At 35.7% G+C, this 15,848-nt stretch carries 7 protein-coding genes; 6 read left to right on the top strand and 1 reads right to left on the bottom strand.

Annotated elements, in window-relative coordinates; genetic code table 11:
- Positions 1–228 precede the first annotated feature (228 nt).
- The 3 genes from MJQ71_RS01690 to MJQ71_RS01700 all read left to right on the top strand — a co-directional run bounded on the left by MJQ71_RS01690 (position 229) and on the right by MJQ71_RS01700 (position 12,639).
- The gene (locus MJQ71_RS01690; RefSeq protein WP_238803984.1) at positions 229–1,962 is read left to right on the top strand and encodes a hypothetical protein; all 1,734 of its coding nucleotides are present in this window, start codon (positions 229–231) and stop codon (positions 1,960–1,962) included.
- A gap of 49 nt (positions 1,963–2,011) precedes the next feature.
- Positions 2,012–11,143, top strand: coding sequence for a DUF6443 domain-containing protein (locus tag MJQ71_RS01695; RefSeq protein WP_238803985.1), 9,132 nt, complete (start codon positions 2,012–2,014; stop codon positions 11,141–11,143).
- 410 nt (positions 11,144–11,553) lie between these two features.
- Positions 11,554–12,639 carry an RHS repeat-associated core domain-containing protein gene (locus MJQ71_RS01700; RefSeq protein ID WP_238803986.1) on the top strand — a complete coding sequence of 362 codons (1,086 nt, stop codon included), beginning with the start codon at positions 11,554–11,556 and terminating at the stop codon, positions 12,637–12,639.
- 321 nt (positions 12,640–12,960) lie between these two features.
- On the opposite strand, the gene MJQ71_RS01705 is transcribed toward MJQ71_RS01700, so the two are convergent.
- Positions 12,961–13,098 carry a hypothetical protein gene (locus MJQ71_RS01705; protein ID WP_238803987.1) on the bottom strand — a complete coding sequence of 46 codons (138 nt, stop codon included), beginning with the start codon at positions 13,096–13,098 and terminating at the stop codon, positions 12,961–12,963.
- 195 nt (positions 13,099–13,293) lie between these two features.
- Here MJQ71_RS01705 and MJQ71_RS01710 point away from each other — a divergent pair, with 195 nt between their 5' ends.
- The 3 genes from MJQ71_RS01710 (at position 13,294) to MJQ71_RS01720 (ending at position 15,835) form a co-directional block, all read left to right on the top strand.
- Complete coding sequence (locus MJQ71_RS01710) at positions 13,294–14,142, top strand: RHS repeat-associated core domain-containing protein (RefSeq protein WP_238803988.1); 849 nt, start codon at positions 13,294–13,296, stop codon at positions 14,140–14,142.
- Positions 14,143–14,319: 177 nt separating this feature from the next.
- Entirely contained in the window at positions 14,320–14,736 is a 417-nt protein-coding gene (locus MJQ71_RS01715) for a DUF4348 domain-containing protein (protein WP_238803989.1), read from the top strand.
- 124 nt (positions 14,737–14,860) lie between these two features.
- On the top strand, positions 14,861–15,835 hold the full coding sequence (locus MJQ71_RS01720) for an RHS repeat domain-containing protein (RefSeq protein WP_238803990.1): 975 nt from the start codon (positions 14,861–14,863) through the stop codon (positions 15,833–15,835).
- Positions 15,836–15,848: the final 13 nt, after the last annotated feature.

The following is a 15,848-nucleotide window of genomic DNA, read 5'->3' on the forward strand; positions in this document are numbered from 1 at the left end:
CTTTAAGATACATTATTCTATTTTTTATAAAAGACTAAAGGTTTAATTTTTCAAAACCAATTTAATTAAAATAAGTGTGATTAAATCTCATTTATGTCTGAATAAGGTATTTGAAACCTGCACTAAAATGCGGAGGAAATAGAGCTTAGTTTCAAAATAAAGATAATTGTGTATGCAAAGAGAGAAGTTTTAATTCAAACTAATTAGAAACTATAAAGTAAAATAAAAATGAGAAAAATTTATCTGTTAATATTTTTTATATATTCATCACTTCCTCTTTTTGGACAAAGCACCGATGCTTATCCCTCAAATTTAAACATCTCAACTCTTGAAAAAAACGCACTTTTTTATGCAAATAAACGGTATAGCGTGTCTCAAACAGGCATTGCGAGGTTAGATTCGAATATAATTTTTGATGGAGGTTTTTCTCCTTCCTACACAAGTGTAGCTCCATCAGAGACGAATCCAACTATAGTGCTGATTGAAAATTTTCCCAATGTCCATGTGCAGTCTGGTGCTTGGATAGGTTGGTCAACAAGAACTTGGGGGGCGACCAAATTCAAAATAGAAGTTTATAATACGTTTGCTAATGCAAATATATGGGTAACAGTTGCAGACATAAGCAATTATATTAAAAATGACTTTGCTGTAAAACTAAATAATGTTCAACCCAGTAAAATTCGATTTACATTTTATACAGCGTCAGGAACAACAGGCAGGTTAGGCATATCAGAATTATTTTATATACATCCAGAAGCAGCACAAGCTTATGATGGCTTAATGTTTAAATATGATGATTTAGGAGAAGTTAAAATAAATTCATTCAAAAATATAAAATTAGGTAATGTTGCTTTTTTACAAGAACAGAATGCCATTGAAAATGGCAATGACCGAGCAATGTTTGCTCAAGGAGCGACATGGGATAATACAAATAAGAGGTATGATTTGAATTCAAATAAAGTATTTAATCGAAATGGGGTTATTTTAGGAAATGATGGAGTGAAGTTTTTTGGACATTCAGGAAATGTTACCACAACACCTTACTGGTCTAATACTGAAATGGGGGCAAATACTAGAATGATTGTACATAATAATGGTAATGTGGGAATAGGAGTATCTGTACCCAATAAAAAATTGGTTGTGCAGGGTGAAATAGGATTAGGTAATAGTGATGGTCTATCTTATAATGGAATAAGAAGGACAGGTGTGGCAACAGAGTATTTTAATACGTTATCTGGAGTAGCGACAAATATAATACACAATTTCACAAATAATGTTGGTGGAAGTTTATTATCTATTACCAACGGAGGTAATATTGGCATTGGCACAATAACTCCAACAACAAAATTTGAGATATTGGATGCTACGGGGATAACACTACGACATAGCCAAACGGTTAACACAGCTGGTACATTTAGAATATTTGGCGGAGCTTACAGCAGTAATAAATTAAATGGATTAGTTTTTAATACAGCAGCTACTTATAATCAAATCTCAGTAGGAGGAGGCACTGCATTAGGAGAAACAGCTACTTTAATCAATTTTTATACTACTCCAACTGTTGGGACACCTAATGTAGGTGAGGAGAGAATGAGAATAAATAATTTGGGACAAGTAGGTATTGGAACAACTACAATTCCTACAGATTATAGACTTGCAGTAGCAGGAAACGTAATAGCCGAGAAAATAAAAGTAAAAAAACAGTCAAGTGGTTGGCCTGATTTTGTATTCTCCCCAAACTACAAACTCCCAAGCCTAACCGAAGTAGAAGCATTTGTAATACAAAACAGCCATTTGTCAGAAATACCTTCGGCAAATGAAATAGAAAAAGATGGACAAGATTTAGGCGAAATGAACAGACTGCTTTTGAAGAAGGTGGAAGAATTGACTTTGTATTTGATTGAACAAAGCAAAGAAATAAAATTGCTAAAATCGAAAGTAGAGCAGTTAGAAAAAAAATAGGCACTTTTTGAGTAGCCCGAGCAGGCTGAAGGCATTATCCATAGAAATCATGAAACACAACAACCACAAAACTGTTTTCGTATCATTATTGACATTATTGTTATTGGTAAGTTTTAGTCCTCCTTTGAAGAAAACAAAGAAAGTAAAAGCAAAGCCTATGGTTACTTATTTGCCAAAGGAAGTAGGTGCAATTAAGTCCGTAACCTCGCAGCCAGTCTCTCTTGATAGAGAATTGGTAAGTAGAGTTGTTGATAACACTCCTATGAATCAAAATTTACAAAGTAGTGGTAGGATTGATTCAGTTGTTAAAGTAGGACGAACAATTGAACATAGTATTAGGTTAAATGAAATTAAAATTATTCAACCAATACCGCCACTTCCAGTAAAACTCTTACGTCTTGATTCAAAGAGTGGTCTTTTTAAGCTTTCAGAAAAATTAAACTCAAATGTGCAAGAAGAAACGGCAAGCTCTCTAAGAGAGTACTATAAATATGACTCAACCTCAAGGGAATTTGAGAAAACAATTAACAAAAAACTTAATACAACTTTAGAACTTGGTGGCTTTGACCCAGTTCGTTTCACACTCAGCTCGAATAAAGATTCGGTTAATATTGGTGAAGAGATTGAAATAAAAATAACTGTCGATTATTTAGATGTTAGCCCATCATTGATGTTTCAGTTTGAGGGTTCAAATGCTTTTACATTAAAAATGCTTTTTCCTGATGGTTTTATAAAAACAGGCGGCACTTACTATGATTACATGCAAGGTAAAGTAGATAAGGCGAACCCTAAACAAGAGTTTACGATTAAAGGTGTGTTTGAAGCTCAAAGTAAAGAACCTTGTTTTTCGTTACTAAGAAGCTTTGCTGGGGCTGGGGTGAATGATATTTGGGAAAAGAAAGAGGAAAAGTGTATCTATTATATTGTTAAGGCTATAAACAAAACTAATTCGTTACGAAATGATTACACTATCAATACAATTCCAACGCTTACTACTTCTGCACCAAGTACATGTGGGAGTAACACATTTTCAATCTCCATTGGCAATTGTTTAGTACCAAGTAATATTACAACTATAAATGACACAACGTCTTATAAAAATGCTGTAACAATTGAAGCATGGAATATTTATGAAGATGGATCATATTCTTCCTCACTTTCGGTCAATTATGCTACTCTTCTTAGGAATTCAACCCCAATAATTAATAATAATTTATTAAGTGTCACTCATAGTTCGATATATTTTGGGTGTTCTTGTATGCCATCAAATACAATTAAAAGAAAAGTAAAAATCACTTGTAAGGGTAATAATAGTACACAAGAACATACAAGTGGTTCAATAAGTGGATTTTCCCTAATTCCATCACCCCCTACTATCACTCCAGAATCATTACTAAATGGGGGAGTTAAATTAACAGTTACTGGTTGTGTAGGTGGGCTAATAACTTGGGAAGATGGGAGCGTTTTTTTAAATAATAACAACCCAACCCCCGCTGAAAGAATAGTTAATCCTTCTCAAACAACTACCTATAGTGCCATTTGTACATTGGCTTGCCAAAGCACCCCCTCTTATTATACAATAATAATCAATCCATGTGGAGCTGCCACCCCAACAATCACAGCCAGCGGATTAGAATTGACTGCTAATGGCACCTGCACGGGAGGAGAATATAAATGGTATAAAAATTACAATACTGAGATAACACCATCTTCGCAAATTATCACAGGTGAACTGGGCAATACCTACCAAGTTAGATGTTTCATCAGTGAATCATGTAAAAGTAGCTTATCAGATGAAATAACATTGAGTAGTTGTAATGTTGCTATACCTACAATTAATGAGGCTGCTACAATTACAATTCCTACCGACCAAACCACAACTTTGTCAACATCATCGTCTTGCTTATTTGAAGGTATCAATGGTACTTTTGAATGGTATAAAGATGACACATTTTACAGTGACCAAAGTCATATTTCGGCAGGTGTCGGCTGTTATAAACTTAGATGTAGAATCAATGATGATTGTTATTCTACGTTCACATCGGCCGTTTGCGTAAAAAATAATAATTGTGGTGATTTCACACTTTTTGCATACTCAAATGCAACTGCTCGCCAATGCGGTGTATCGGTGGGCGAACCGCTCATACTTTATGGAGGAATAGAAAATGGAATTACTCCTGATGAAATTCAATGGTGGTTTGCTGGTAGTCTTATTCCGAATAGTAATTCGGGAACCTTCACAGTTAAACAATTGACAACTTTGAATGATTCAGGAGAATATACTCTAAAAGTAAAAAAGAATGGTATTTGGTGTGAAACAAAGTTTACCTTATCAATTTGTCCTTGTAACTTTTCAGCATCACCTATGTACTCCTTCACAGGTAATGTTCAAAGTGGCACGACAACACTATATTCAAGTAATAATTGTCCAACTTGTACGCATATTTGGACACTACCTAATGGAACAACTCGCAATGTGTCAGGTTTTAGCCTCTTAAATAATGAGCGGATGAATGGTGTATTTACTTTATCTGTGACCAAAAATGGCTGTGTATCTGGTGGAAATGTAGATGTCAGGACACCTTTACCACCATCATATAATAGTGTTGTTTCCAATGCTTTTTGTGATAATGTAAGTGGTTCTTTGCGTGACACTAATAATCCAGGTTTAACACTTGGCTCAGTGACATTGGAGTATAAAAATATGACAACGAATGTTACAACTATTAAAAATATTCAGCCAACGAATTATGGATATTTTTATTTTCCTTGGACTTTGCCACCCAATATTACCTATCAAGTAAAAGTAAAAGACCCGAGTGGGAATTATATCGGGCCATATCAAAATGCACCAGCAATAATTCTGTGTTGTACATTGGCAATTGACCCTATCTTAAAAACTGAGACAGTTTGTAACACCACCATAAGAAAAGGACGGTATGTTATATATCTAAAAGGTCATTCAACCGCAGTGCAATTACAATATCGTTTACTCAAAAAGACATATAATTCTAATAATGAAAGTGTATATCAGCCAACAACTCCCAACTGGAGTATAATTCCAGTCGGAACTGCTATTTCATTTTTACAGTTTACAGATTTGGAACGGGGTTTTTATCAATTAGAGATAGTGGAAGGAACCAATCCAAATAATCAAGGGTGTAAAATTAATACCAACTTTGTAATAGATTGTGTGGGAACAAATAGCACTGCTTGCGGAACGCCACCATTAATTACGGCTATTCCTGATAAAATTTTGATTGAAGGTGGTACAATCACTCCGACACTTATTGCCGAACCAATGGCGACTAGTAATAATACTTCGGCTGGTTTAGGAAATGTAGCTGTATTATCAGGTGCAAATAGTATTCAATTGGGTAGTCAAGACGGAACACAATCAAATACATTTGAAGCGTGGATTAAAGCTGAGAATAATTCAGATATAACGGTAGGTTATATAGGTGCAGGAGAAAAACACAGAAAATTAATGCAGTATTGGGGGAAACAAAATCCTTTTTATAATACATTATCAGTTGGCTCTAATGGAGTTACGTTAATTGAAGATATCCCAACAAAAGAAAATGCAAGACGAGTGGCAATATCCTTTACCAAAATTTTGACAGGCTGGAATCATATTGCACTAGTTTATAGAAATCATATTCCAGAAATTTATATAAATGGCAAATTAGAAGGGAAAGCAACACAGAGCATTTATACTATTCAAAATGTTCAAGTGTCTGATACATATGATACACAGATAGGTTATACTCAAAACTTAGGTTTTATTGGTTCCGTTGATGAGATTCGTCTTTGGTATGGTACTTTGGGTAATACATCAGATTTAACCGCTGCAACTATTTCACAAAACCTCAAGAGCCGTGATAACGTGCCTGTAATTGGTACAGGGAAATATTGGGCGTTTGAAGAAATAGACCCGCTTAAAAATGTAAGTGGAAGTAATTATGATAAACTTAAATTTGAAGAGAATGTTCAGATTAGAGCAACTAATACTTCCGATGATAAACTCCCACAAAGTCAAGACTATAAGTGGTATTTAAATGGCGTAAATTTAGCCACAAAATCATTTTATACGACACTAATTGACCAATTAAAACCAGATAGTCAGACTTATGTGTTGCATTATACGGGTGATAATGGGGTTGATTGTCAGACTTCAAAAACGATAAAAATACGTCGTTGTCTAAGTATTTCTCCCAATACTACTCAAATTGTATGTGAAGGAACACCTGTTACTTTGACAGCAACAGGAAATGTAGGTAGCACTTTTACATGGTATAAAGTAGGAAAAACTACGGCTCTCGCTACGACTGCTACATTTGCAGTGCCAACAAATGCTGAAGGTAATGGTATATACTATGCAAAAAGCTCAACATGTAATTCAGAAAGTGATAAAGTAGAAGTAAAACACGTAGTGATTGCCAAACCAACTGTATTAGCCATTCCAAACCCTGCTACAGCGGGCAGAAGTGCGATATTTAAAGGCAATTACATTGGTGATACAGGTACACCTCCAAGTTATCTTTGGACTGGACCAAATAATTTTGTTTCATCATTCCAAAATCCTGAGTTGACCAATCTTTCACAAACCACCAATGCAGGTATTTATACTTTAACAATTACTCAAACTGCTAATAATTTAACTTGTAATAGTACAGCTACTACCAAGCTACTCATCAATGCCGCTAGTTGTGGATTGACTGTTGGTACTGATATAGACTGTGTGAATAATTTAGGCAAAATTTCAGTTGTAGTAATTGGAAACACAACAGGGCGAACCATACAGTACAGTATAAATAATGGTGAGATATGGCAATCATCGAATATATTCACTAATCTATTAAATGGAGATTATGACATAGCCGTGCGTTCAAATCAATCTACTATTGCTGCTGACCAGATAACCGATTCCGATTATTGCTATGTAACTCCCCAGCAAGTAATTATTAGTTGTGCTACAGTTTGTAGCGTGCAGAAAAAACTAAATTATGATAGATGGGATAATATTGAAGGAACTGAAATTGGCGATTTTACTTCAACTCAATTAGGTGTAATATTTAATCAACCTAAAACTGTATCTGCTTTTGCACCAAATAGAGCTGGAAATGAACCTAATTTTGATATTCGAAATGGTACAACACCCAACTTCATTGCTCGTATGCGTGGGTTTATTTGTCCTCCAGTAAGTGGTACATATACTTTCTATATGAAAGCAGATAATAGTGCCAAGTTGTTTATCAATGGTTCTCCAATTATTTGGGTACATGATAACCCCAATAACCATGACCAAGAAGTTTCAGGTACTGTTACTTTGATTGCCAATACTCAAGCAACGATTGAAGTTCATCACAAACAAGGTATAAGTGCGAGTTTTGTGATATTATCCTGGCAAGCTGGTAGCAGTCCGAAAGTATTGGTTTCGGCGGATTATCTGAGTCCTACAATTACAACGGTTAATCCATGTCAAGATTTTAATTTTACACTCACGACCACACCAAACCGTATATCTGAAAAAATAGTTGAAGGTACTGAAATAAAAGCAATTGCAACGGCTACAAACGGTAATTCAAGTGGCTTTGTTTGGACAGCAACTGATAATGCTCTTACAATTTTCGATGCCCCTAAAGGTATTACGGGTGCTGTTACAAGAACTGTGGAGACTAATATTCCAGTTTATTTAAGACCAGCTCTAATAAGTAGCGAAACGGGACAAGGACCTTTTGAGAGAAAATATAAAGTTGCTTTTGGAAATGCCCCAGCAGGATGTTACCAGGAGGTTACACTCAATGTAATCAAACAAACGTGTGACTGCCCAACCAACGATTGTGATAATGTAGAAATCCTAAATCCTTCATTAGTTACAAACTTTGGCACATCTCAAAACTTTGTGGCTGAAACGGTTTATTTAGATGAATCTGCTTCAACTGGCTTTCAGACGGTGACGTATTTTGATGGACTTGGCCGACCAAAGCAAAAGATAAACATCCATGCTGGCCCTGAGCAGCAAGATATGGTGCAGCCAATAGAATATGATGCGTTTGGAAGAATGCCAAAAAACTTTTTGCCATATCCAGTTATTGGAAATAATGGTAATTTGGTTGCTAATGCTACAACAAATGTTGTTAATTGGTATCAAACGGCAGTAGGAAAAGAAGGTAGTAATACGCCCTTTACACAAACTACTTTTGAAGCCTCTCCGCTTAGCCGCCCAACTGAACAAGTTGCAATCGGGAATGATAAGTTAGCCAATAAAACGGAGATCGTTTACGGTACAAATGCTGCGGACATAAAAATGTTTACCGTTTCAGGTTCAAGTGTGGCTGTTGGCACTTACCCTGTTAATACACTCTATAAAACCCAAAACAAAGAAGTTGCCGTTGGTACGACTGGAAACCTCATTACGGTTGAATATAAAGACAAAGAAGGGAGAGTTGTATGCAAAGATGTAGGCGGACTACGTACTTATTATGTTTATAATGACCTTGGACAGTTGGTTTGTGTAGTACCACCAAAGGCGATAGGAGCAATAATTGATAATGCCTTTACGTTGTTTGCCACTACATCTGCCGCTATTAATGAACTTATTTTTGCCTATGAATATAACGACCGAGGGCTGATGGTTCGAAAAAAAATCCCTTCGAGCAAAGCAGTGATGATTGAGTATTACACAACGGGCATACATACTGACATGCTCATGAAAACTACAGAGACACGAAATGATTTGCCTCTCATTACAAGAATTGAATACGACGATTTAAATCGCCCTTTGAACACGTATGTATCAATAAATAATCAACCCGAAGTTTTGGTAATGCACCATGATTATGATGAATACCCAGACGGACACCCAGAATTCCAGCCATCAAAATTCTATAGTCCTACTGGAAATGTACCTGCAATCCAGACTGATGTAGTTAAACTAAAAGGCTTAGAAGTCAGTTCGTGGTCATTGGTAACAAATGCTGATGGGAATTATGATGAGGGGAAAAAATTAATTACAACTACTTATTTTGATACCAAAAACCGCCCAGTACAAGTTATTAAGAAAAATTATGGTGGAGGAAATGACATTAACTCATCAGACCTTGATTTTGTAGGTAGGGTTCGGGGTGCAATGACGAGTATTAATTTGCATGGTACACTTGAAACCAAAACCCGTAATGGCTACGATTACGGCGGCCGTAATGCTACTATCTGCCAAAAAATAGACAATGGTTCTTACAGCGAAAAATGGCAACCAATTGCCCGTTACAATTACAATGATATTGGCGAAATGGTACAGAAAACCCTAGGTTGCCGCATGCAAGTGGTTGATTATGAGTATAATATAAGTGGATGGCTATCAAAAATAAATAACCCAGATGGATTGAAAGTTACCGCAACTAAAGAGTTTGATTTCTTTGGAATGAAACTTGGCTATACTGGCGACGGTAATATAAACCAGCAAATATATGCCAACGGACAAAGGAAGTATCTGACCAATAATAATAATGACCCTTATGATATTGACCAGAAAAAATATACCTATACTTTTGGCTACGATACACAAAAACGCTTGCTAACGGCCAACATGGCAGGCGAAGGAAAATCATTTAATTTGTTGATGGGAGCTTATGATGTTAATGGTAATATAACAACACTCAATAGAACGGTTAATGGCACTCCTGTTGATAATTTGGGCTATAATTATGCCAATAATACCAATTTGTTGACAAATGTTACAGAAGGCGTAGCGGGTGCAAATGGAGAAAAATACTTTAAAGGAACAGCCAATTATGCCTATTACCTTGATGGCAGTTTAAAGAATGATGACAAAAAAGGAGCAACTTTTACTTACTCAGCCAGTACATTACCAGCCAAGATTACGGGTAGTTCCAAAACCTATGAGTATATTTATGATGCCGCAGGAGGAAAACTACAAACAAAAGTAGGAGCCAACACCTACGAATATGCAGGAAATGCTGTATATTTGAATAATATTTTAGAGTTTGTAGGCACACCCGAAGGCCGTTGGCTACCCAAAGAACAACTATATGCTTATGTAGCCGATAGAACCGACCCAATAGCCAACGAGAGTAGTAAAACAGCTGCCAAATATGGCCGCTTTGAATACATACTAAAAGACCATTTGAGTAATAGCCGAGTAGCGTGCCGATGCGTAGAAAAGCCAACAGCCACCACTACCACCGATGCAGCCTATCTGCCAGCCGAAACCCTAACCGAGCATTATGAACCTTGGGGAGCAAGTATAGCAGCCGACATTTTGACCAACCCTTTACAGAGCATAAATACCCCACAAAACCGCTTTACCTATAACGGCAAAGAGCTACAAACTGACATTGGATTGTTTGAGTATGGTTTTAGATGGTACGACCCTATGAACGCAAGGTTTACGAGCGTTGACCCGTTATCAAATGATTATGCTTATAAAACACCTTATGATTATGCAGAGAATGAGCCAATTGCAGGTATTGATTTAGATGGTGCTGAAAGGGCACAAAGTACTACGAGTATGGGTTCTTCTAGCATTCAAACTTCAGCAGTACCCAAAGAACAACAATACATTTACACTGAAACTAATCAACTTGATGGTTTTGCAGGGGTGAATGGTGAAGTGAAGATGGGAGTTACTCACGCTTTTTATGATAAAACATTGGGTATTGGTTTAGGATTAATAGTAAACGTATATAGCGTGAGTGTGGCAAAAGCTCAATTAGGTATCCCATCGTCAGAAGGGGAACTATTTACAGAAAAAAATAACATAATTACTAGTCAAGAAATTAAAGGCGAGCTTTTGGGTTTCGGTGCGGGATTAAAGTCAGAAACCACGTATCAGGGATATAACAAGAAGGTAGAAAGCAAAGAGAGAGTAATTTCAATTCCTTTTGTTGAATTTTCTTTCAAAGAAGCTACTAATTATGTTAAAGAAAAAGGTCAGTATGTGCAAAAAGGGAAGTCACAGAGTGATTATTATCTCTCTTTTTTTAAAAGTCAGACAGTGGAAGGGGCTGGAGTGACCTTTGAAGGTAAGGCAGAGGTTAAAATAAATTCTACCTTTTTTTCAGGTGGGGGTAAAGGATATATAGATTTGAACAAAAATTTTGTTATGCATCAAGATAATACAAAAACTAAACTTCCTAACTTAATAATACAAAAAAAATGAAAATGATTTTGTTTACAGATATCTACAGTAAAACTCTTATAGCTATTTATTTCATATGTTTCTTTTCTAAAGGTATTTTAGTTATAAGAAATTTTAAAAATGAAATAAAAACTAATGTTTTCGCCCCTCAACTAATTTTTTTTGATGTAGATGAAAATAAAAAGGTAGTTAAACGCATCATTAATAGTATAGTTATTTTACAGTACATACTTGTATTTACTGTAATACTAATAAACTGGTTTTAGTTTTCCCCCAGTTCGCCTTAATGTTGGCAAAGGATAGGCGGCGGTTCGGCTGATTTTAATTTATTCCCAGTTAGTCCTCATCTGTGGTGCTGGGCTTGTAGAGAATGAGCATTTGTAATGCGACCTAATAAACAATAAAGTTCTTTGAAATAAAGGTGAGTCCATTTGGGTAATAGCCGAGTAGCGTGCCGATGCGTAGAGAAGCCAACAGCTACCACTACCACGGATGCCGCCTATTTGCCAGCTGAAACCCTAACCGAGCATTATGAACCTTGGGGAGCAAGTATAGCAGCTGATATTTTGCCAGTACCATTGCCAACATTACCCAATGCATTACCAAGTATAAATACCCCTCAAAACCGCTTTACCTACAACGGCAAGGAATTACAAACCGACATTGGTTTGTTTGAGTATGGTTTTAGATGGTATGACCCAATGAACGCAAGGTTTACGAGTGTTGACCCGCTGGCGAATGATTATGCATATAAAACACCTTATGATTATGCAGAGAATAAACCAGTTATTGCAGTGGATTTAGATGGATTAGAAGCCTTTTTCGTGCATGGGACTCAAAGTAATAATAAAAGGTGGCTTGACAAATCTAATAATCTCAATGAAGGGACAAAAGCCTTATTTAGATTATCTAATAATCGAACTTTTGATGCCTCTTTTAATTGGGGTGGTAAATTAACAAATTGGGGAAATGGCGTTTTTAACACCGAAAGTGATAGAAACGATGCTGCTAAAAATTTGGCGACACATATCCGAGCAACAATGACTGGAAATGAAGACATTACGATGATTGGGCATAGCCATGGAGGTAATGTTTCAATTCAAGCAATACCTATCCTTAGACAAATGCTTGACGATGAAGGATTTGAAAATATTAAAATTAATATAATTACTATATCCACACCAGCAGACAATCACTTTGGCTCACCAGAAAACCCAGATACTTATGGAGCAGAGTTGAATAAACATATACATATTTATAATGAGATAGATGGTGTTCAAACAGGAGGAGCTAATATTATGGATTTTCTAAATATCTCATCTTTCTTACCAAAAGAATTCAGAAGAGTTTATAATAATGATAAAACAATAAATTATCGAATAGATGTCGACTCACAATATTCGCATGAGTATCAATTTCCCAAGTCTACTGTTTTAGACAAAATGAGGGCTCATAGTGCTGATGTTGAAAGTGATTTGATTAAAAAGAAAATAGAAGATGGAACTATAAAACGTTAAGGTTTATCATTATGAAAAAGTTATCAATGCATATATTTATCATTTTAAATTCTGTATTATTAATAATATATGGTTTAAATCTGTATGAAATTTATTATGATTTAGAAAATTCTTATCATGATGGATGGGTATATTTGACATACATCATTGTTTATAACATTTGCTTAATAATTTATTACTTCAGTTTAAAGGAATATATTACTCAAAAAAAACTATTATTATTTATAATCCTATTTCAAAATTTAATTGCGTTCATTTTCAAACCACTTTTAATTCCAATTGTTGGTTTTTTATTTAATGCTATATTGATAATTTGCTTAATTAGATTGTTGTATTTGGGAAACCAGAATCAAAAATAGATAATCCCCAGTTCGCCTTAATGTTGACAGGCGGTTCGACTAAATGTAAATTTAGTCGTGGTGTCACCCGTTCAATATCCATTGCTGGTTTCAACGGCATCTGAGAATAGATTTTTCGTTTTAAAAACGCTATTTCCTCAGTTCGCCTTAATGTTGGCAAAAGATAGGTGGCGGTTCGGCTGATTTTAATTTAGTCCCCGTTAGTCATCATCTTTGATGCTGGACTTGTAGAGAATGAGCATTTGTAATGCGACCTAATAAACAATAAAGTTCTTTGAAATAAAGGTGAGTCCATTTGAGTAATAGCCGAGTAGCGTGCCGATGCGTAGAGAAGCCAACAGCTACCACTACCACGGATGCCGCCTATCTGCCAGTTGAAAGCCTAACCGAGCATTATGAACCTTGGGGAGCAAGCATAGCAGCCGATATTTTGCCAGTACCATTGCCAACATTACCCAATGCATTACCAAGTATAAATACCCCTCAAAACCGCTTTACCTACAACGGCAAAGAACTACAAACCGACATTGGTTTGTTTGAGTATGGTTTTAGATGGTATGACCCAATGAACGCAAGGTTTACGAGTGTTGACCCAATGACTGAGAAAATGCCTAGTTGGAGTTCATACATTTATGCTTTTGATAACCCAATAAAGTACATTGATTACAATGGCTTAATACCTATTCCAGTTAATAAACTATTTAAGGGAATGGCTCATAGAATAGACTCTTGGTTTGGTCCAAGAAATACAGGGTTAAGTTATGCCAGTAAATTTCATAAAGGTCTTGATATTAATTTTGGGGGCGGTAGAGCAGATTACGGAGCACCTGTATTAGGAACACATGATGGTTCTGTATCTATAAAAGATAACTTAAATGGTAATGAAGGTAGGATGGTAACAGTAACAAGCCCAGACGGAAAATTTAGAACACGCTACTTACATTTGAGTGCAATAAATGTTGAAGATGGTCAGGAAATAACTGAAGCAATTCAGGTGGGTGAAATTGGTGGAAGTAGAAAAGGGAAAGAATTTGGCGGGCAAGTTCATTTGCATTATCAAATTGAGAAAGTCAATGAAGAAACGGGTGAATTTGAACCTTATAATCCAACAGAGGGGAAAGAAAAAAAGAAAGTAATGTTGTAGACCCTCAAACATGGATTAAAAAGAAAGATGAAACTTTCGAAATACCACAACTGTCAACCATGATGGGTCCAGATGCTACAAGGGTGGAAAGAAGGTTATTTTTGATGGTTTACAAAATTTAAAAGCAGGAAATTATAAAGTTGTGGATGGTAAAATAGTACCAAATTAAACGAGATTATGTTAAAAATATTAATAATTGCAATTGTTTCATTGGGGTGTGGGAGTACGCCTCAAAATCAGCCAAAAGTACCTGTGCAAAATACTATCAATGAAGATTTTAATTCATTTATTGTCAAATTTTCAAGTGATAGAGCATTTCAAATAGGTAGAATTTCATTTCCTCTTCCGCTTTACACTGAAAATGAGCAAGGTAAATCAATAGTAAAAAAAATATTGCAAAAAGAATGGAAATATACTGACTTCATTGGGATAGAGAAGAAAAATAAAAAAAATGTGATTGAGATAGAAATAGCTTCAAATTCCAATGCAAAATTAATTTATTCAATGGAAGATAATGGTGTCTATGTTATTCATCATTTTATAAAAAAAGCAGGAAAATGGTATTTGAATAAAATATCTGATGAATCAGATTAAACCTGTCTTGTCCTAAAATAGGTTTCCTGTTAGTCTGCATCTGCGATGCTGGACTTGTAGAGAATGAGCATTTGTAATGCGACCTAATAAACAATAAAGTTCTTTGAAATAAAGGTGAGTCCATTTGGGCAATAGCCGAGTAGCGTGCCGATGCGTAGAGAAACCAACAGCTACCACTACCACCGATGCCGCCTATTTGCCAGCCGAAACCCTAACCGAGCATTATGAACCTTGGGGAGCAAGCATAGCAGCCGACATTTTGCCAGTACCATTGCCAACATTACCCAATGCATTACCAAGTATAAATACCCCTCAAAACCGCTTTACCTACAACGGCAAAGAGCTACAAACCGACATTGGTTTGTTTGAGTACGGCTTTAGATGGTACGACCCAATGAATGTAAGGTTTACGAGTGTTGACCCGTTGGCGAATGATTATACTTATAAAACACCTTATGATTATGCGGAGAATGAACCGATTGCAGGAGTTGATTTAGATGGTGCTGAGCGGAAAGATTCAAAAAAAGAAGAATCAATTTTTGCGAAATTCTCTGATTACATTGAAAAAGCAACTCGTGGAATAAACATTACTTCTACACTTACATTTGGCCCTCAAGTAGGTGTAGAACTCGAAGCAAAAGGAAGTGGTTTAGGAATAGATTTTAGTCCAGCAAGTGTTAAACTAATGGAACATTCATTAGGAAGAACTAATGATGGCAAATATTCCGAAACATCAACAATATTGAATACTACTAAAACAGAGACAGAAAATTCAAAAAGTATAATACAAAAGAAAGTTGAAAAAGATATTAAGGGCGTAGAAGTTGAAAATAAAATTGGAGGAACGGTTTCTCTTGGAAGTACTGGCGTGGGTATAGAAATAGGACAAAAACAGAAAATTAATTTTTGTGATGGATGTTCTTCAGATGTAATTCAATATACCAAAACAGAGAAAGGGTTTAGAGGATTTGCTCTTGAAACTACTAATGAATTTTCCAGAGGAACCCCTTTACCAGCAAAAACAGAAATTATTTATTATAAAGCTGCTTTTAAATTTATTGTTGGATTTGAAATAAAAATATCAGCGAAACCCGAATAATCAATAACTGAAG

The organism is Emticicia aquatica, assembly GCF_923079645.1.
Lineage (GTDB): Bacteria > Bacteroidota > Bacteroidia > Cytophagales > Spirosomataceae > Emticicia > Emticicia aquatica.